At 48.4% G+C, this 17,946-nt stretch carries 16 protein-coding genes; 6 read left to right on the plus strand and 10 right to left on the minus strand.

Going from position 1 to position 17,946, the window contains the following annotated elements; translation table 11 throughout:
• The first annotated feature begins 153 nt into the window (after positions 1–153).
• Positions 154–3,735 (plus strand): SH3 domain-containing protein, encoded by a 3,582-nt coding sequence (locus tag AC0VYQ_RS13055; protein ID WP_475403734.1) that lies wholly within the window; start codon positions 154–156, stop codon positions 3,733–3,735.
• Between the two features lie 74 nt (positions 3,736–3,809).
• Here the strand turns inward: AC0VYQ_RS13055 and AC0VYQ_RS13060 are convergent, their stop codons facing one another.
• Positions 3,810–4,004 (minus strand): hypothetical protein, encoded by a 195-nt coding sequence (locus tag AC0VYQ_RS13060; protein WP_088837867.1) that lies wholly within the window; start codon positions 4,002–4,004, stop codon positions 3,810–3,812.
• 184 nt (positions 4,005–4,188) lie between these two features.
• Here AC0VYQ_RS13060 and AC0VYQ_RS13065 point away from each other — a divergent pair, with 184 nt between their 5' ends.
• Positions 4,189–4,668, plus strand: a complete 480-nt coding sequence (locus AC0VYQ_RS13065) for a glutathione peroxidase (RefSeq protein ID WP_215115758.1) — start codon at positions 4,189–4,191, stop codon at positions 4,666–4,668.
• Between the two features lie 57 nt (positions 4,669–4,725).
• On the opposite strand, the gene AC0VYQ_RS13070 is transcribed toward AC0VYQ_RS13065, so the two are convergent.
• From AC0VYQ_RS13070 to tnpB, 3 genes are all read right to left on the minus strand, one after another.
• Entirely contained in the window at positions 4,726–5,295 is a 570-nt protein-coding gene (locus AC0VYQ_RS13070; protein WP_088837869.1) for a hypothetical protein, read from the minus strand.
• 102 nt (positions 5,296–5,397) lie between these two features.
• Positions 5,398–6,447 carry a glycerate kinase gene (locus tag AC0VYQ_RS13075; protein ID WP_475404759.1) on the minus strand — a complete coding sequence of 350 codons (1,050 nt, stop codon included), beginning with the start codon at positions 6,445–6,447 and terminating at the stop codon, positions 5,398–5,400.
• Between the two features lie 76 nt (positions 6,448–6,523).
• On the minus strand, positions 6,524–7,696 hold the full coding sequence (tnpB, locus tag AC0VYQ_RS13080) for an IS200/IS605 family element RNA-guided endonuclease TnpB (RefSeq protein ID WP_475403735.1): 1,173 nt from the start codon (positions 7,694–7,696) through the stop codon (positions 6,524–6,526).
• A gap of 268 nt (positions 7,697–7,964) precedes the next feature.
• On the opposite strand from tnpB, the gene AC0VYQ_RS13085 reads away from it, so the two are divergent.
• Both AC0VYQ_RS13085 and AC0VYQ_RS13090 read left to right on the plus strand, forming a co-directional pair.
• A complete protein-coding gene (locus tag AC0VYQ_RS13085) occupies positions 7,965–8,666 on the plus strand; it encodes a zinc ribbon domain-containing protein (protein WP_475403736.1) in 702 nt (233 codons plus the stop codon).
• A complete protein-coding gene (locus AC0VYQ_RS13090) occupies positions 8,663–9,298 on the plus strand; it encodes a hypothetical protein (protein ID WP_475403737.1) in 636 nt (211 codons plus the stop codon). Before AC0VYQ_RS13085 ends, AC0VYQ_RS13090 begins: the two co-directional genes overlap by 4 nt.
• Before the next feature lie 92 nt (positions 9,299–9,390).
• On the opposite strand, the gene AC0VYQ_RS13095 is transcribed toward AC0VYQ_RS13090, so the two are convergent.
• On the minus strand, positions 9,391–10,290 hold the full coding sequence (locus AC0VYQ_RS13095; protein ID WP_215115763.1) for a Gfo/Idh/MocA family protein: 900 nt from the start codon (positions 10,288–10,290) through the stop codon (positions 9,391–9,393).
• 159 nt (positions 10,291–10,449) lie between these two features.
• Between AC0VYQ_RS13095 and AC0VYQ_RS13100 the strand changes: the two genes are divergently transcribed.
• Positions 10,450–11,700, plus strand: coding sequence for an SH3 domain-containing protein (locus AC0VYQ_RS13100; RefSeq protein ID WP_475403738.1), 1,251 nt, complete (start codon positions 10,450–10,452; stop codon positions 11,698–11,700).
• 143 nt (positions 11,701–11,843) lie between these two features.
• Positions 11,844–12,455, plus strand: coding sequence for an AmiS/UreI family transporter (locus AC0VYQ_RS13105; RefSeq protein WP_475403739.1), 612 nt, complete (start codon positions 11,844–11,846; stop codon positions 12,453–12,455).
• Positions 12,456–13,434: 979 nt separating this feature from the next.
• On the opposite strand, the gene AC0VYQ_RS13110 is transcribed toward AC0VYQ_RS13105, so the two are convergent.
• From AC0VYQ_RS13110 to AC0VYQ_RS13130, 5 genes are read right to left on the minus strand one after another with little or no spacing between them, the layout of a single operon-like run.
• Positions 13,435–14,325, minus strand: a complete 891-nt coding sequence (locus tag AC0VYQ_RS13110; protein ID WP_214892719.1) for an LCP family glycopolymer transferase — start codon at positions 14,323–14,325, stop codon at positions 13,435–13,437.
• A 28-nt stretch (positions 14,326–14,353) separates the two neighbouring features.
• The gene (locus tag AC0VYQ_RS13115; protein WP_475404760.1) at positions 14,354–15,097 is read right to left on the minus strand and encodes a hypothetical protein; all 744 of its coding nucleotides are present in this window, start codon (positions 15,095–15,097) and stop codon (positions 14,354–14,356) included.
• A 23-nt stretch (positions 15,098–15,120) separates the two neighbouring features.
• Positions 15,121–16,275 carry an aminotransferase class I/II-fold pyridoxal phosphate-dependent enzyme gene (locus AC0VYQ_RS13120; RefSeq protein WP_159173133.1) on the minus strand — a complete coding sequence of 385 codons (1,155 nt, stop codon included), beginning with the start codon at positions 16,273–16,275 and terminating at the stop codon, positions 15,121–15,123.
• On the minus strand, positions 16,272–17,339 hold the full coding sequence (locus tag AC0VYQ_RS13125; RefSeq protein ID WP_475403740.1) for a lipid II:glycine glycyltransferase FemX: 1,068 nt from the start codon (positions 17,337–17,339) through the stop codon (positions 16,272–16,274). The genes AC0VYQ_RS13120 and AC0VYQ_RS13125 overlap by 4 nt, the downstream gene beginning before the upstream one ends.
• Positions 17,320–17,940 carry a sugar transferase gene (locus AC0VYQ_RS13130; RefSeq protein ID WP_214892723.1) on the minus strand — a complete coding sequence of 207 codons (621 nt, stop codon included), beginning with the start codon at positions 17,938–17,940 and terminating at the stop codon, positions 17,320–17,322. The genes AC0VYQ_RS13125 and AC0VYQ_RS13130 overlap by 20 nt, the downstream gene beginning before the upstream one ends.
• Positions 17,941–17,946 lie beyond the last annotated feature (6 nt).

A 17,946-nucleotide genomic window follows, 5' to 3' on the forward strand; every position in this document is an offset into this window, starting at 1 on the left:
CTAAACCCCTTTTTTCAAAAAAATTCTAATTTTACTTTAGATAAATGTTTTATTGTCGATAGTAGAGTTAGGAACACTTATCTTACATCTTAGAACTGACACCCTAGAGCCTGAGACGTCCCCGGACGAATTTTAAATAGGAGGAATTATTCTTTGAACACGACACTATTCACCAAACCCTTGAAGATGATTGTTAGCTTCATTATGGTCCTCGGCGTATTATTTACATACATCCCTACGCCTGAAGCTGCCACGACGAAAGCAACGACTTATCGCCTGTCTACCGATGCGTATCTGTACGACAAGACGACATCTTCCCGGAAACGCTTGTTGACGATCAAGACCGGAACAATCGTTTCATCCACTTATGAATCCTCTTCTGGAGATTTCAAAAAAATATCCCATGGTGGAAAAACGGGATACGTCGCGTCAAAATATCTAACGTTCTACTATAAAAAACAATCAATCAGCGGGCAACGATTCATTATTTCAAAACAAATGAGTCTTTATCAATCTGCTGTTAAAACGTCCAAAGTAATTACAACATTGAATGCTAACGATTCATACTACACTTCTCAAAAGGTTATCAATCCTTACGGCGAAGTTTGGTATCGCGTCATGTACGATGGAAAGACAAGCTACATTCAAGCGCTCAACGCAAATTCAATCAGTTATCAACGTTTGACGGATAAGACGTATGAGACGACCGATGCCTACAGCCTTCGTCAATACGCAGGAACAGGCTTCCCGCGTGAACTCGTCGTTCCGAGCGGGACGTCCTTAAAGACGACAGGTCGCATTGGGGATTGGTTCAAAGTGTCCTATGCCGGAAAATCCGGTTATATGTACAAAGAGGCATTCCTTGGCGCCTCTAAACAAAACGTCACGACAATCCAAGAAACAACGTTCAAATTAAAGCTCACGACGTCGCTTTATGATGCGACGGACTTAAGTAAAAAATCGCTTTTGACGATCCCAAGCGGTACTCTCGTCAAATCGACCGTTAAATCAGGTCTCTATCACCGTGTTACATACAACGGAAAAACAGGCTATGTGTTAACGACGGCACTCACTGAGTATACGTCGACTGCTAAAATCGCTTCTTCTCGTTTCATGATGACGAAGTCGCTTGAAATTAAAGCGACCCCATCCAGTACGAGCTCTACAAAAGCGACATTCCACTCAGGTGATGTCTACTATACAAAATACTTGGTGACGAACGCGATTGGCGAACAATGGCACAAAGTATCAAAAGATGGTCAGACTGGGTATGTCAAAATCAATCAAGGAACGTCGATCGCTTATAAAGCACTGACGGATCTCTCCTTAAAAACGACTGCTCCGACGGCACTTCGTTCCTATGCCGGTCCTTCATATGTGACCGTCAAAACGATTCCGACGGGTACGGTCATCGCAATTAAAGGTCAAATCGGCAGCTGGTACAAAATCACGTATGATGGCAAATCAGGTTATGCAGCAGCTTCAACGTTTTCCGATCATGTCACGACTGAAAAAATATCGGGTGTCCGTTTCAAACTTTCAACTGACGTCGCCATCAAATCTTCACCAAAATCGTCAGCAACGACAGTCGCGACGTTCAGCAAGGATGACATTTATTACACGACTGAAGCCGTCACAAACGGCTCAGCTAAATGGCACCGTGTCACAAAAAATGGTAAGACAGGTTACATCCCTGTCAACCAAGGGACGCCCGTCTCTTATGTGTCAGAAGACTTGAATGTCAAGACGACCGCAACGACGTCACTCCGCTCTTACGCCGGTTCTTACGACGTCATTAAAGCAATCCCGGCAGGAACGATCTTAACGATCAAAGGCAAAATCAACGAGTGGTACAAACTCTCGTTCGATGGAAAAACGGGTTATGCCGACTCTGCTACGATGACGGAATTAATCACGAAGCAATCCTTGTCTTCTTCACGCTTCATCTTATCGAAATCCGTCGAAATCAAAGCAAGTCATCATTCGACTGCTGATACGATCAAGACACTATCGGCTGGAAACGTCTACTATACGACGCAGCTCGTCACGAATGGACGCGATGAGAACTGGCACCGTATGTCAATCGACGGACAAACAGGTTATGTCAAAATCAATCAAGGAACACCGATCTTATATAACAGCTTACCTTCACACCAGTATGAAGCGACAGCTGCAACACCAATTCGCTCGTACGCTGGATCATCATACGCAACACTCACGACGATTCCGACTGACACAGTCGTGACGCTAAGCGGACAGATTGGTGAATGGGTCAAAGTAACTTACAATGGCAAAACGGGTTATGCTTCGAGCGCTACACTGAAAGAGCATCTCGAAACGAAAAAAATCACAGGTTCACGCTTCTTGCTGAACAGTGCTATTGCCGTCAAATCATCACCTGATGATAAGGCAACAAATATCGCAACATTAGGTTTTGGAAACGTCTACTATACGACACAGCTCATAACGACTTATATGAATTCTGAATGGCATAAAGTCTCTGTCAATGGAAAGACTGGTTATATCAAACTTGGTCAATCTACTTCACCCATCAGTTATATCCCAAAAGACAAGTTTTATGTTCGCGCTACATCAACAACGTCACTTCGTTCTTACGTTGGTGATTCGTACAATGTATTAAGAACAATCCCTAAAAATCATGTTCTTACAGTAACTGGCCAAATCGGAAGCTGGTATCGAATCAGTTACGATGGTAAAACAGGCTATGCGTATAATGGCACACTCGTCACGACATCATCGAAATTGAACGTCTACAACTCAGTTGCGACACCGTACACGTTCGACAGTTTCATCAGTGCACAAATGAAATTGTATCCATCACCACAAACAGATCTGTACAAAAATAAGATCATGTATGTCAGTGCTGGTTACGTCCGACTCGGTGGTGGACTCGATCCCGTTTACGGAACGCTTGCAAGCGTCACAGCGACGACACCGCTCAACATCCGCTCAGGCGCGACGACAGCGAGTCACATCTATGGTCAGTTCAAACCAAACAATTTAATTAAGGTCTATCAAAACGTCAGCGGTTTCTATACGACGTATCCACGCGTCTACAGTTCATCTTCGAACTACTCGACAATCCAGTGGTTAAATGCACTCGAGTCAGACGTCCGTGATATCGCTGATCCATTGAAGGTCGACCGTAACTCACAATCATTCTATCAATTCCTTGATTTATCGAAGTCGACGGGTGCTTCTGCCGCGACGCTCGATAAAGTCATCGGTTCAAAAGGCATCTTTGCAAAATGTACGACAGGAAGTTGCGGACAAGCTTTCATCGACGCAGGTTCAAAATATGCAGTCAATGAAGCATACCTCATCTCGCATGCGATGCTTGAGACGGGCAACGGCACGTCGACACTCGCGATGGGTGTGACATGGAACGGACGTAAAGTCTACAACATGTACGGAATCGGTGCATATGACTATGATGCGATCAATACTGGCGCAGCTTACGCGTACAGCCAAGGCTGGTTCACACCGGAAGCAGCGATCATTGGTGGTGCGGAGTTCATTAGCACGAAGTACATCCATAATGCCTACGACCAAAACACGCTTTACAAAATGCGCTGGAGTCCGACGCGCCCTGGTTCCCATCAATATGCAACAGACATGGGCTGGGCCGTTAAACAGACGTACCAACTCTATAACCTCTATCAACAGATGGACAGTTATACGGCCGTCTTCGATATTCCAGTTTTTGCACGATAAGCACGACTTTGCTTCGCAACAAAAAAACGCTGTTCCCGTCATTGCGGAAACAGCGTTTTTTCTTTGACCGATGATTATGATTGCTCATTCATTTTAGCTTGGACCGTCAAAGGAGCTAGCATCGTCACCCACAGGGCAACCACTCCAGAAACAAGAATCACAATATCGCGTTCGAATCCAAGGGTCAACAACGTAATACAACTTGCGACCAGTACGAGACAGAGCGTCGCGATCATGACATGACGCGATTGTTTCAACATTTTTCTCATGTGGCATCTCTCCTTTCCTTCCATACTCGCTTACCATTCTAACAAAGATCAGGCCGCTTGTGGGGCAGTGACACGGGATTGACGATGCTTTGTGACGGAACTGTCATCTGAAAGTTTACGTTTTCGGCGCTTCAGACATTCATTTGGTACACTGTTAGGTAAGACAGGTTAAGGGGGAATTTTTTTGTTACACGAACACTCATTCACACGCGTCGACGGTACGACAGCGACGTTAGACGACTACAAAGGACAAGCTTGGCTGATCGTCAATACCGCCAGTAAATGCGGCTTGACGCCACAATTCGAAGGACTCGAACAGTTGCATCAAACGTATCGCGATCAGGGCCTCGTCGTTCTCGGTTTCCCGTGTAATCAATTTGCTGAGCAGGATCCGGGCACGGATGAAGAAATCCAAGAATTTTGCCAAATCAACTACGGTGTCACGTTCCCTGTCTTCTCAAAAGTCGAAGTCAATGGTGAACAGACCCATCCCTTATTCGCCGAACTAAAAGCAGCCGCACCAAACGCAGACGGTGCGGACGACGTCGAATGGAACTTCACGAAGTTCCTCGTCACGCGAGATGGTGAAGTGACACGCTTCTCACCGAAGACGAACCCAACTGATTTGACAGCAGCCATCGAACGCTTACTCGTTCGTGTCTGAACACGAAAAGACCACCGGCCGGATTCTTCAGTGAATCTGACCAGTGGTCTTTTCTATTTAAGGTGTGCCCGGTTCAAGGTGTCCTTTAATCATCTCTTCCGCGAGACGTGTCACGTCCTCGACATCACGCATTTCTGTAAACGAATGTCCCCAGACGTCAAGTCGTTCAATTTCTTCAATCGGCTGCGTGCTGAAGCGTTCGCCCGTCGGTTCAAATGAACTGGCGATCGTCGACTCAAACGCGGCATACTTTAATAACCACGGTTTGTCCGTCAACAACTTCACGACCTGCTTCGGTTGTTTGAACGCGACGTCGCCGACCAGTACGACGGGGTCAAATCGCTCATGGAGCGGGTGCGTATATTGGACAGACACGACGAGCGCATGTTGGACGTGCTTGTCATTTTGTCGGATGTACGACCGCGTCAAAAAATGTGGGACAAGTGACTCGGCACTATCTTTTGTCTGATGGATGCTTAAGCCATGCTCGGTCTGTACAAGATCAGGAAGAATCGGTTCGTACCCACGATTCGCCAACTGCTGGTCCAGCTCTTTAAATAATAATAGTGTATGTTCGACGAGTGCCCGCACTTGACGAAATGACAGTTGAATCGATTGATTGATCATGAATGTGACCTGCCTTCCAAATGATATGGTAATATATAGTCTTTTACCCAGCTTAGACAGGCTTCATTCCTATTCTTTGAAAATCGTGCTAAGATTTCGAATTCACGTATTTAATCGACGCGTGATTTGCTCAGCACGACGAGCGAGACGCAAACGGGATAATTCGCTGTCTAACGTGACGTATTCGTCAGCATCATGAATCGATTCACAGATTAAAGCTGGCGCGTATGGACGTTCGACATGACCAGCAAGTATCACGCATGGTACTAAAGCTTCGTTCGCCCGCTCGGCGACGATTGCGGGTAACTTCCCTAGTGCCGTTTGCGCATCCACTTTCCCTTCCCCTGTCCAGACGTAATCTGCCGCTTCGAGCCGTTGATCAAACTTAATCTGATTCAACAAAAAGAGTGCTCCGGAAAAGATATCCGCCCCTAATGCCGCAGCAGCTCCACCTAACCCGCCTGCAGCACCAGCACCTGCGACTTCGTTGACACCGAGTATGTTACCGATTCGTTCGAGATGAACATCGAGCACATCAATCTCTCGCGCCGTCAATCCCTTTTGTAGTCCGAATACTTTCGCTGCCCCGTGCTTTCCGGCATAAGCAGCTGTTACATCTGCCAACACGTGAAGTTTGACGGCAAGCTTTGGCAAGATGATGTGTTCCGTCTCGAGTAAAGGGTTGTCCGTCCAAGTAATCGGTTGACTTCGTCCGTCAAGCAACATTGCACCGAGTTCATACAAAAATCCAAGCCCTCCATCCGTCGTCCCTGTCCCACCGAGTGTCAAAAAAATTTCTGTTACCCCTGCATCCATCGCGCGGAGCACGAGTCGCCCGACGCCTCTCGTATGAAGAGTGATCGGCAAATCGGTTGCTCTAACCTGTCCAAGACCACAAACTCTCGCCACCTCGATGATGGCTTGTTCATTTTTCCTGGTATATTGTGCCCGAATCGGACGACCTGCTAAATCGATTGTTTCTGCTTCTGCTTGAACAAAGCCGTTCGCAAACAGCATCTCAAGTGTTCCTTCTCCTCCATCTGCTCCCGGGCTCCAGTCAATCGTCGCCTCTCGATCCCCTTGTAAAATCCCGTTTTGGACGGCCAACGCTACTTCCTCCGATGTCAAACTGCCTTTGAAACTATCGCTGATGTTGAACTACCTCCACCTACGCTTCGCTTAGAGGTGGAGGATTCCTGAGTGATCCGACCTAACGGTCGAAAATTGATCAGGCTAACCCCGTCGTCCCGACGGTTGAAGAAGCTAAGAGGCGTTCTGCTTCTTGTTTAAGATTCAATCCTGCGTTCACATCCCGGTCGTGATGGATCCCGCAACTCGGACATGTCCATTCACGCAATCCAAGATGTTTCACGTCTTTGTGTTGATGTCCGCAACTGGAACACAGTTGACTAGAGGCGAAGGTCTTGCCGACTTTCACGACGGTCTTTCCGTACCATCCCGCCTTGTATCCGAGCATGCGGAAGAACTCCGACCAACTGACCTCGGAGATGGACTTGCTCAACTTGCGATTCTTCTGCATGGTCTTCACCTGCAAGGTCTCGATGCCGATGACGTCGTGGTTTTTGACGATCTCGGTCGATACCTTGTGCAGGAAATCGGTTCGCTTGTTGGCGATCTTCTCGTGGATGCGGGCGACCTTCCGCTTCTGCTTCTGATAGTTCTTCGCCTCGGAAAGTGTTCCTTTCTTGTCCAAGGCCAACCGTTGACGACGAGAGAGTTTACGTTGTTCACGTGCCAGCTTTTTCTCAAGCGAACGGAAGTAACGGTCATTCTTGTACACCGTGCCGTCCGACAGGATGGCGAAGTGCTTCAACCCGACATCGACGCCGACGGATGAACCCGTCTTCGGCATTTCATTGCTCTCCTGCTCGACGAGCAGGGAGACGAAGTATTTTCCTGAAGCGTTCCGCCGGATGGTCGCGTTCAAGATGCGTCCGACGACCTGCCTCGAATTAGCGAAGCGCACCCACTTCAGCTTTGGAATTTTGATTTTGGCGCCAACGATCGAGACTTCTGGAAGTTGAGACTTGCCCTGAATGTTCGTCTTATACGATTGAACAGGGTTGCACTTTGACTTGAAGCGGGGTCGTTCGTTCTGCTTCTTAAAGAAGCGGTCAAAGGCATCGGCAAGATGTTTGACGCTCGCTTGAACAGACGTGCTATCGACTTCCTTCAGCCAGTCGAACGCCTGCTTCAACATCGGAATTTCTTTCGAACAAGAACCGTAAGACAGTCCTTTTCCTGTCATTTTGTATGTCTCATCCCACTTCGCCAAAAAGTGATTGAAGACGAAGCGCGAACAACCAATCGTCTTCGCAATCAGGATTTCCTGCTCTTTTGTCGGATAGATTCTGAATTTGTAGGCCTTGTGAGTCAACAAGATTTTTCACCTCCTTCAAAAAGAATATACCCGAAAAGCAGGCTGGCGATTCATCTCCCACTTTCACTCGAGCTTCACCCTGATTGTTTAGAAGTGGGCGTATTCTCGCCTGATTTTGATAAAATGATGCATCCGTTATCCCTCCTGACGTTTTTGATTCAATCGGACATCGTTTTTTGATTCCGCTTCCAGTTAATGTTATTATGGACTTAATTTTCATAATATTTATTTGTTTGAAGAAATTATTTTCTTACAGGAGGTCTGTCGCATGGAACGCTGTTCGCTTTGTGGAACACCTTTAAAATCACAGGATACAGCTTGCTCCCATTGCCAGCATCCTGTGACTGAAAAAAAACGATTACATATGTCATCCACTTCATCGTCACACGTATCAAAGAAACGACATCCTCTGCTTTGGACGATTGCTGTCATGACGGTTTTCGTCATCTCTTTCGGTGCCTGGTCTTGGTTTGGTCCGACGACGGCAACGAAGATTGACAATCCGTCGAACGTCCAACCAATCGCCTTATCTGAATGGACAGATGAGGACAGTGCTTATAATCAAACGTATTCAAAAGAGAATCCACCGACTTCATATGAAGTCCTAAAATTCGTTCGCCAATATACACAAACAATTCCGGAGCTCGTGACGTACTCAGCAGCAAATGACTCGCTTGAAACGTTTGCCGCGATTCAGTTCACAACGCTTGAGGCATTCCAGTCAGAGTTCGATGCCCTTCGCGCAATTGTCGCCGTAAGCGATCATCCAATCACGCCACTCCCGCATACGATTGATTTCGATCAGTTCCATTCAAAAGGGACGACGTTCGAAGTCGAGACGACAGAAACGTATAAGATCGCTACCGTTCCGGAAAATCAGTTCGTGACGTATGACGTTCACTATACGGTTCGTCTGCATACCGACCACCTTCAAATCACGACCATCACGCGAAAGAAGGTCAACACATGAAACGATTGCTCTTATTGGTGCCCTTCTTTTTGATCGGCTGTACATCAGATCCAACACAGATTCAAGATGAGCTCGACAACAATCAATATACAAAAGCGGTCGATTTATCGACCGATCAAGACGAGATGAACGAGCCCGCCCGTTTGATGGTGCAGCTCGAACAGGCATTAGCCAGCTATCGTTTGCAGGATGTCGTAACCATCTCAAAAAAAATTGAACAGCTTAATCTTCCGGATGACCATACCGTTCGTGAACGGGCCGTCTCAATCCGTCTCGGTGTCGATGCGTTGTTACAGGACCTGTCGCGCCTCGAAGCGACCTACCGAGTCGATCGCAGTCTGTTGGATACAGGAGTGTCCGAAGAAAAATTTGACGGACAAGGCGACATCGAAATTCGATTCGATGACGAACACTCCCTGATTGCGACCTTCCTCTATGATGACTTCGGCATGAAAGAAGCACCCCGGCAAGGAACAGATGAAATCCGTTTTGAACCAGATTTGACGGCCCGCGTCCCTTTATCAGAAGGTGTCATCTCTTACCGCTTCATCCGCACGACCTTAAAAATCACATATGAAGGCCCCGGCGGAAAACGGATTTATTACTTGAAGCAACTAAAAGATGATGCGTAAACAGACAGATGACAAAATGGGACTATTCCGATAGCTGGAATAGTCCCATTCGTCTGCCAACATAACGTGAACAAGAAATGTCGTGTAATTTTTTATAACTTGGCGACGATTTCCGCACATAATTCATGGGTCGCCAAGCTGTCTTCCGCTGTAACGGACGATGACGGTTCACCATTAACGCTCGCAATAAATGCATCGACCATCTCGACGAATCCGCGCCGCTTGAGTGTCGCTTCCCAGTTGTCAAGCGGACGACGGAGCGTGCCTGCTTTCGTTAATTGATCGACCGACGTCACGTCCGTCGCAATCCGTTTTTCATGTGGTCCCATGACTTCGACACGTTCTTCTGTCACACCATTATTCCGGTTCATGATTCCGATTGCCGTGATCCCGTTCGCTTCGAACTGGATCGTCACGTGATGCAGTAAGTCGTCGACCTTTTTCCCGCGGACACTCAAGTTTTCGATTTTACCGCACCCTGTCAAAAAACGTAACGTATCGACGACATGGACAAAGTCGTCAAAAATGAATGGTTTCGCATCTTCAATGAACGAAATCCGATTTTTTTGCATGACGATTAGATTCGGTTGTTCGACTTCTAATAACGTCCGGTGTGCCGACGCGAAACGTCGATTGAATCCTGTGATGAAGTGTAAGCCTTTCTCCCCTGCTAATCGTGTCAGCTCACGAATTTCCTCGATTTCCATCGAAACGGGCTTATCGATGTAGACATGGATGCCTGCTTCGAGCAGTTGTTTCGCTTGCATCGCGTGCACTTTCGTCGCCGAATGAATCATCGCCACGCCAATGCCTGCTTCCGTTAACTGATCAATCGATGTCAGTGTCCCGGCAAAACGATACGCATCACACAGTTGCTTCGCCTTGTCTTGATTTTCCGAGACAAGATAAATGTCTAAGTCGGACCGCTCCGCGTAGACCGGTAAGTACGCTTTTTGTGCAATATCCCCAAGACCAATGACTGCAATTTTCATGAATAAATCCCCCTCAGTTCTTTCTGTTCTACTCATTCCCTATGATACGTAGTTTCATACCTGGCGTGTAGAAAATTCTAGTTTTTTGAAAAAAAAGAGAATTTCCTTTTTTTGTTTTATGCTAGAGACATATTTGAACAAGGAGGGAATGAGATTTTTATGAAAGTATCGCTCAGAATTGGACTGACACTGTTACTGCTCGTCGCCCTATGTCTTCCGGCATTACCCGCACAAGCTGCCAGTTACCAGGTCGTCGTCACTTCGACGATCGGGGCGAACGTCCGAACGAAGCCGAGCACGAGTTCATCAGCGACCATCACGCGTCGCGCTCCGTACAAAGCGAAGTTCACAGCAGTCTCGTACTCAAACGGTTGGTACAAAATCAAAGATGGTAGTGCGTACCGTTACCTTTCGAATCAAGTCGCGAAAAAAGTCACGGCAAGTTCGACGAAAACGTATAAAATCATCGTCTACTCGAAGTATGGTGCGAACGTCCGTACGTCACCAAGCACCGCGTCCTCTAAAAATATTAAACGGCTCGCTACATACAACTCGAAGTTTAATGCCGTTTCCTATTCGAATGGTTGGTACAAAGTAAAAGGGAAAGTGAACTATTATTACGTCTCGAGTCAGGTCGCGAAAAAAATCTCGACAAGTGCACCTGCGACTTCAAGTAGTTATCCCGTCGCCTCGATGCGTTATTTCAAACTCGGCTCCTCAAGTTATGAACTGTCAAAAGCCAGTACGACACGCCGTTATCCGGCAAGCACGACAAAACTGTTGACGGCCCTCGTCGCTTATGACGCCGCTGCCAAAAAAGGAACGCTCGATCAAACGTTCACTTTGACCTACTCTATGCTCGCCGTTCCTGCCGGAAGCAGCACGGCTGGATTCCGTTCGGGTGACAAAGTCACACTCCGTCAACTGTTGAACGGGATGTTGATTCGCTCCGGCAATGACGCTGCAAAAGCCATCGCCATCCGTACGGCAGGTTCTGAATCAAAGTTCGTCTCGTTGATGAACAGTCGTGCCAAAACAATCGGTATGGCGTCAAGTCACTTCATGAATCCGCACGGCTTCTATCATGCGAGTCACTATACGACAGCAGCAGACATGCAAAAACTCGCTAACACGTATGCTAAGTACCATTACTTGATGGACGTCAGTGGCCGAAAATCATACAAAACGACCGTCAAAGGACCATACGCCCGGACGTTGACGTGGTACCATACGAACACGTCGCTTCCAAACGAATCGCGTGTCTATGCGAGTAAGACGGGGTATACACCAGAATCTGCCTATACGCGTGTCTTCTTCATTAAAAAAGGTTCGACGCGCTACGGCCTCGTTACGTTGAAAGGAACACTTCCACAAACTGAAACGACATTACGCGCTGTTTTAAACCGTTAATCGCCCGTCCCCTAAGAGACTTTCTTCGGAAACGCTTCTAGGGGATTTTTTTGTTCCGATTCCCTTTAAAATTTCACTTGCATTGGAAGCGAATTCATCATATGGTTAAAGCACAATCAGACGTCTGACGTCTCAATGGAGGTATGACCGTGGGAAATGTAAGTTTATTATTTGGGGGCGTTGCGCTCTTTTTAAATAGTTTGTCCTTGTTTGGAAAAGTTGATTTAAAGAGTGCCGGTGTCTTCAGTTTGTTGACAGGATTACTACAAACGTTCGTTGCGACGTTGCTCGTCATCGGTGCAGCAGGTGATCCGATCTTGACGTTCGGCTATGCGAGCATTTATTTGTTTGCCTTTACGTATCTGTATGTCGGCATCACGTTCATCTTCGGACTCGACGGGAGCGGCGTCGGCTGGTTTTCCCTGTTCGTCGCCATCGCCGCATTTTTCTATGCCGGCGTCAGCTTTAGCGCAGGCGACTGGATGAGCGGAACGACGTGGTTGTTCTGGACACTCTTATGGTCGATGTTCTTCATCGGAATGGGACTGAACCGCAATGTCGATGCATTGACGGCACGCGTCGCACTCGTCCTCAGCTGGTTGACGTTGATCGTACCTGCACTCGTCGGACTTCGTTTCGGTACGACAGGAAGCAGCTACCAACTGTTATGGAGCGCAGCTGCCATCGTGACCGTTCTCTACTTTGTTTACTCGGCCTTGAAATTGTGGCCGCTTCGCCGACCCGTCCAATCATGATGTCCGACACATGCTACTACAAAACGCGCTGTTCCCTTGACGCTTACAGGGAATAGCGCGTTTTTTGGTTCGTAAGATATCCGCGTTTCTCGTCGCGCATTCTCTTCCCGAATCGTCTCCGAGCGGCAAGCTTTCGCGCCGCTTCGTTTCACTGCAGGGTCGCTCCTTCTTGCTCTTTCGCTCGCAAGCGATTCGTGTCAGGAAACGCGACGCATCACAGGCTTTTTAGTGTTTCCTTCTATCAGAAAAGCTAAAAAGATTTGCTTCATCGTGACTCCTACGGGAAAAAGCGCAAGGTGACTTGCGCTGTCAGAGGCAGGCGAGACCCTGCACCTTGACCTGTAAGGGAGAGGGGCAACGGCTTGCGCCTCGCCCGAGGAAAGCACGGGAAGCAAGAATCTTTCGCACCACTTGCATTGATCAGCTACGTTTTTTGGTTCGTAAGGTCTCCTTTTATTCGGAAAGCTAAAAAGATTCGCTTCATCGTGACTCCTACGGGAAAAAGCACAAGATGACTTGTGCTGTCAGAGGCAGGCGAGACCCTGCACCTTGACCTGTAAGGGAAAGGAGCAACGGCTTGCGCCTCGCCCGAGGAAAGCACGGGAAGCAAGAATCTTTTGTACCACTTACATCGATCAACTACGTTTTTGACGCATAAGACATTCCATTTCGCACCACTCAATCCTTGGGTTTCCTTCTATCAGAAAAGCTAAAAAGATTCGCTTCATCGTGACTCCTACGGGAAAAAGCACAAGGTGACTTGTGCTGTCAGAGGCAGGCGAGACCCTGCACCTTGACCTGTAAGGGAAAGGAGCAACGGCTTGCGCCTCACCCGAGGAAAGCACGGGAAGCAAGAATCTTTTGTACCGCTTACATCGATCTACTACAATCTTTCCCGCCACTTAACTCCACTTTCCGATTCGGAAGATGTCTTGATCCCAAGCAAAAACCCAGACACCGTTCACTTTAAAACCCCGCTCTATCTCAACGATTGTTGCAAACTCGTTTGTACCTCTTTCAGTGACTCCGCCGTCGGATGCCAGTAATAAATCTGATCCGACTCGATTCCACCACTTCCCTCGAGCGATAACGTCTCGACGTTCTTCAAAGCATCACGGTAGTCTAACGCAATTTTCCGGACGACCGGAAACGGGACGTTCGTCTTGACGTTTTCACCGAGCACGCTGAGTACGTCGTTAAAGCGACTGAGCGAAAAATCTGCCGTCAATTTGTCTGCGACAGCCTGAACGACTTGACGTTGACGGATTTGACGACCGAAGTCTCCTCGAGGATCGTCGTAGCGCATCCGTGCATAGGCCAACGCTTCTTTTCCGTTCAAGTCGAGCTGCCCTACCGGAAACTGCATCTCGTAATACGAAAAATCGATGTCATTCGTAACACGGACACCGTCAACTGCGTCAACAAGATCCGTAAAACCCTCGAGATTGATTTCAGCAAAGTAATCGATTCGGATATCGAGTAGGTTCTCGACCGTATCGATTGCCATTTCAGGCCCCCCGAAAGCATAGGCATGATTGATTTTATCGTGTGAGCCATTTCCGATGATTTCTGTTTTCAAGTCACGAGGTATGCTGAGCATCTTACTTTCCCCACTCGCAGGATCAATCGTTGCGACGATGATCGTATCGCTCCGTCCCGCCTCATCTCCATGCTGGTCGACCCCGAGCAAGAGAAAGGAAATCGTTCGTTCTTGTTCGACCGCTTCAATCGCTTCGACACTTGCCTCGACCGGCAACTGGACGTCTTCGAGCGTCTGACTCGCTTGATGGTAGACATACCCACCTGATCCGAAGAGAACGAGCAATCCGATGCCAATGACCGTCAAGACAATCCACTTCCATTTTTTCATATCTCCATCCCCTTCGAATCAAGTCGATTTACGAATCTTGTTGGTTCATAAGCACCATGATTGCATTGCTCCAACTCCCGAACAGGGATGTGATGACACCAATACTCGGTACGTCCTGTCCTTCGCTAAAACGTTGGTAGCTCGCAATCGTCAAATGCTCCGTCTCGTGTATTGCTCGCCCTAGCACGAGCAATACTTCCTCTTCCGTCCACCGTTTTCGCGGAAGTTCGATGCCGATGATTTCTAGCGCATTCGTCCATGAACCGTACCGTCGTGCGATTGTCGCTACCGTCGGCCGATTTTTTCCGACCGCCCATTTCGTATAGGCTTGACTCGTTAATGTAGGTAATGCTTCCTGCGCTTCCAGTAATGATTCGATGATCCGACGCTCCATCTCCTGGACCCGTTCCTTCAAAATGTCTGCTTCTGATAATGCCTGCTGCCACGAGTTGAATTGATGGACGATATCGGTCAAGCTCGGCGCCTGATGCCGTTGCGCCCACTCACGATATGTCGCACTCGTGAATGGTTCGAGTTCCGCTTTCGCCGCTCGTAATGCCTCGATGATGTCGGATTTTGTATAAACCACTCGGATTTGCCCGATTTCAGCGCGTTCCAGCGCGATTTGCCAAGACCCAAATAACATCAGGATTTCCGCGACGGTCGGATACTGGGTATTCAGTTGCCAACGAAAATAGGTATTTGCCGTCAGTTCATTCTTCCCGTTCGCAGCGAGACGGAGTGCTTCGATCGCTTCCTCCATATCGCTCATCACGATGTCTCCCTCCCACACATTCATAGCCGAACGTTGCGTCGAACATCCTCAACAATACCTTGACGAACGGAGCGAATTACGAGTGCTTGTTCCGTAAACGTCATCTGTGAGGCGGACGGCAGACAAAGTCCTTCAGCAAACAAGCGACCGCTGACATCAATCCCGTCACTTGTAATGAACGGGACATCCCGGTAGACCGGTTGCAAGTGCATCGGTTTCCAAACCGGTCGTGACTCGATGTGATCCTGTTGTAAGCGGATGATCAATTGATCCCGTTGTTCCATTCCTCCCGGTAATGTCAAAGCCGTCAACCAGCGATTGGCGCGACTCCCTTCAATCTCTGCTTGGTACTGTGTGGCGTCGAGCATGTCGAAAGCCCGCGTATATCTCTGAAAGATTTTCCGGCGTGCCGCGACGCGGTCTTCGATGACTTCGAGTTGTCCGCGTCCGATGCCGGCTGAGACATTACTCATCCGGTAATTAAACCCGACTTCTGTATGTTCATAATGAAGGACCGGTTGCCTAGCTTGCGTCGAGAGATAAAACGCCCGTTCAATCAAATGCGGATCGTTTGCGACAAGCATTCCGCCACTTGATGTCGTGATGATTTTGTTACCGTTGAATGAATAAATTCCGAACGTCCCGAATGTCCCAGTCATTCGACCGTTGATCGTCGAACCGAGTGATTCGGCTGCATCCTCAATCAACGGAACGTCATACTCGGCGCAAATCGCACTCAACTCTTCAATCTTTGCGACGACCCCGTATAAATGGACGACGATGACGGCTTTCGGCAGGCGTCCGCGTGTCGCGGCTTGAATCATGGCTCGCCGGAGTGCCGCGGGTGACATGTTCCACGTCTCCTCTTCCGAATCAATCAGGACAGGGCGGGCACCGACGTAACGAATCGGGTTGACGGAAGCAACGAACGTCAACGACTGACAGAAAACATCGTCGCCCGTCGTCACACCGAGTGTCGCCAAGGCGAGGTGAATCGCTGCCGTTCCACTACTTGTCGCGAGGGCTGCCTCTGTTTTGGTATATGCGCGCATCCCCGCTTCAAAGGCTTCAACGTTCGGTCCGAGTGGTGCAACCCAGTTCGTTTCGAGTGCTTCCGTGACATAGCGTGCTTCTTGGCCACTGAGATGTGGGATCGATAGTGGGATTTGTTTCATGATGTTTCCTCCCCTCTTGATGACAAGTGACGGATCGGTGTGCGATAGACGGGAAACCACTTACAATCGTTCGCTGACGGGTACTGCGTTAAAAACGCTCGGTTCAATTGTTCATACGCCACTTCGTCAAGAATCGACGTCCCGATCGAAAAGAACGTATGCGCTCCTCCACTAAAGGAACGTTTATATAATAAAAGGCTGTCTGATGCATCTTGTGAAGTGCCTCCCCCAAGATGCATCGCAACCATACCTTTCTCCTTTGCACGTCGCATCATCTCTGCGAATAACAACTGATTCGGTCGAACCTTTAACTGGCTCGGATCAGACGCCCCGAGGTGATAATGGGCGAAACGACTTCCATATAAGACGATGCACCCGGCGATGATGTGACCATTTAATTCTGCAACCAATACTTCAGCGTCGAGTGTTCCTGATAACAGCTGTTTAAAGTATTCATCCGTAAAGTAATACCGTGGTGCTGCCTCGTGCTTATCCATCGTCAGGCGATAGAGGTGTTTGAATTTCTCGTACTCGGCCGGTGCGGCGACACGGATCGTGACGCCTTCCCGGATTGCTTTTCGTACATTGCGCCGTGTCATTTTTGAAAAGCCACCGAGAATCGCTTCATATGAATCCGTCAGCTCCACCGTCACGGTCGATTGGAGTCGCTGCGTCGAACGACACCAATGCTTTCCCAGTTCGACGTTTTGCAAGAGCGGATGGAACCGAATCGTTTCTGTGATGATCTGTTCCGTACGACAATAGTCGAGAAAATGTTGACGGACTTCGCGGATTTGATCGAGTGACCAAAGCCCAACGAAAATCGGTCCCCCGTATCCGTAGGGTGTCGTGATGTCGTGATATGACGTCCCATCAATCGGTCGTTTCAAGTAAGGATAAATCAATGTCCCGAATTCCGTCGGATAGAAGAACATCTCCGGGGTGCCTACTTCTTCAAGTGCGAAGTAGGCATGTTCGTAATAACAATCGAGGTGATACTGACTGACGAGTGCGTCCCATTCGGTCGGATCATGGATGAGTCGTTCATCGCTTAACGACATCATGGGGAACACCTCCGTCAAGTCCTTTGAACTCGCCCATCCCCGTCTGATGTTCCGTCGAGTTCCCTTCTGAGGAGACGACGATTTTTACTGTCTTCAAAAGAATATAGAGATCGAGACGAAACGTCTGATGCGCCGCATACCATTGGTCTTGTTCGAGCCGTTCTTGCCACGTCGTCGCGTTCCGTCCATGAATTTGTGCCCAACCGGTTAGTCCAGGCAACACATCATGCCGCGTCATCTGCTCTTTCGAATAGTGGTTCAAGTAACTGACGAGGAGCGGACGCGGTCCGACGAAACTCATCTGACCGCGGACGATATTGAAGAATTGTGGGATTTCATCCAAGCTGAGCCGCCGAATCCATTCCATCGCGTGCGGGATCCGTTGTTCGTCTGGGAGTAAGAGGCCATCCGCATCCGTCTCGTTCGACATCGTCCGGAATTTATAAATTTTAAATAACTGTCCGTGATAACCAGGACGAACTTGATTGAAGAAAATCGGTCGACCGAGCTTCGTATAAATGAACAAGGCGACGAACAGGTAAACGGGGAGTAAGATGAGAATCGCGACTAGGCTGATTGTGAAATCGAATGTCCGTTTCATGATGAC

It is taken from the genome of Exiguobacterium sp. QJM3NY_9 (genome assembly GCF_056173545.1).

Excerpts from the sequence above, each read along its gene's own strand:
- AC0VYQ_RS13110 (WP_214892719.1), bottom strand. The coding sequence starts at position 14,325 with ATGAAAAAATGGAAGTGGATTGTCTTGACGGTCATTGGCATCGGATTG.
- AC0VYQ_RS13085 (WP_475403736.1), top strand. The coding sequence starts at position 7,965 with ATGGAACGCTGTTCGCTTTGTGGAACACCTTTAAAATCACAGGATACA.
- AC0VYQ_RS13095 (WP_215115763.1), bottom strand. The coding sequence starts at position 10,290 with ATGAAAATTGCAGTCATTGGTCTTGGGGATATTGCACAAAAAGCGTAC.
- AC0VYQ_RS13070 (WP_088837869.1), bottom strand. The coding sequence starts at position 5,295 with ATGATCAATCAATCGATTCAACTGTCATTTCGTCAAGTGCGGGCACTC.
- AC0VYQ_RS13115 (WP_475404760.1), bottom strand. The coding sequence starts at position 15,097 with ATGAGCGATATGGAGGAAGCGATCGAAGCACTCCGTCTCGCTGCGAAC.
- AC0VYQ_RS13105 (WP_475403739.1), top strand. The coding sequence starts at position 11,844 with ATGACCGTGGGAAATGTAAGTTTATTATTTGGGGGCGTTGCGCTCTTT.
- AC0VYQ_RS13120 (WP_159173133.1), bottom strand. The coding sequence starts at position 16,275 with ATGAAACAAATCCCACTATCGATCCCACATCTCAGTGGCCAAGAAGCA.
- AC0VYQ_RS13100 (WP_475403738.1), top strand. The coding sequence starts at position 10,450 with ATGAAAGTATCGCTCAGAATTGGACTGACACTGTTACTGCTCGTCGCC.
- AC0VYQ_RS13130 (WP_214892723.1), bottom strand. The coding sequence starts at position 17,940 with ATGAAACGGACATTCGATTTCACAATCAGCCTAGTCGCGATTCTCATC.
- AC0VYQ_RS13090 (WP_475403737.1), top strand. The coding sequence starts at position 8,663 with ATGAAACGATTGCTCTTATTGGTGCCCTTCTTTTTGATCGGCTGTACA.
- AC0VYQ_RS13060 (WP_088837867.1), bottom strand. The coding sequence starts at position 4,004 with ATGAGAAAAATGTTGAAACAATCGCGTCATGTCATGATCGCGACGCTC.
- AC0VYQ_RS13125 (WP_475403740.1), bottom strand. The coding sequence starts at position 17,339 with ATGATGTCGTTAAGCGATGAACGACTCATCCATGATCCGACCGAATGG.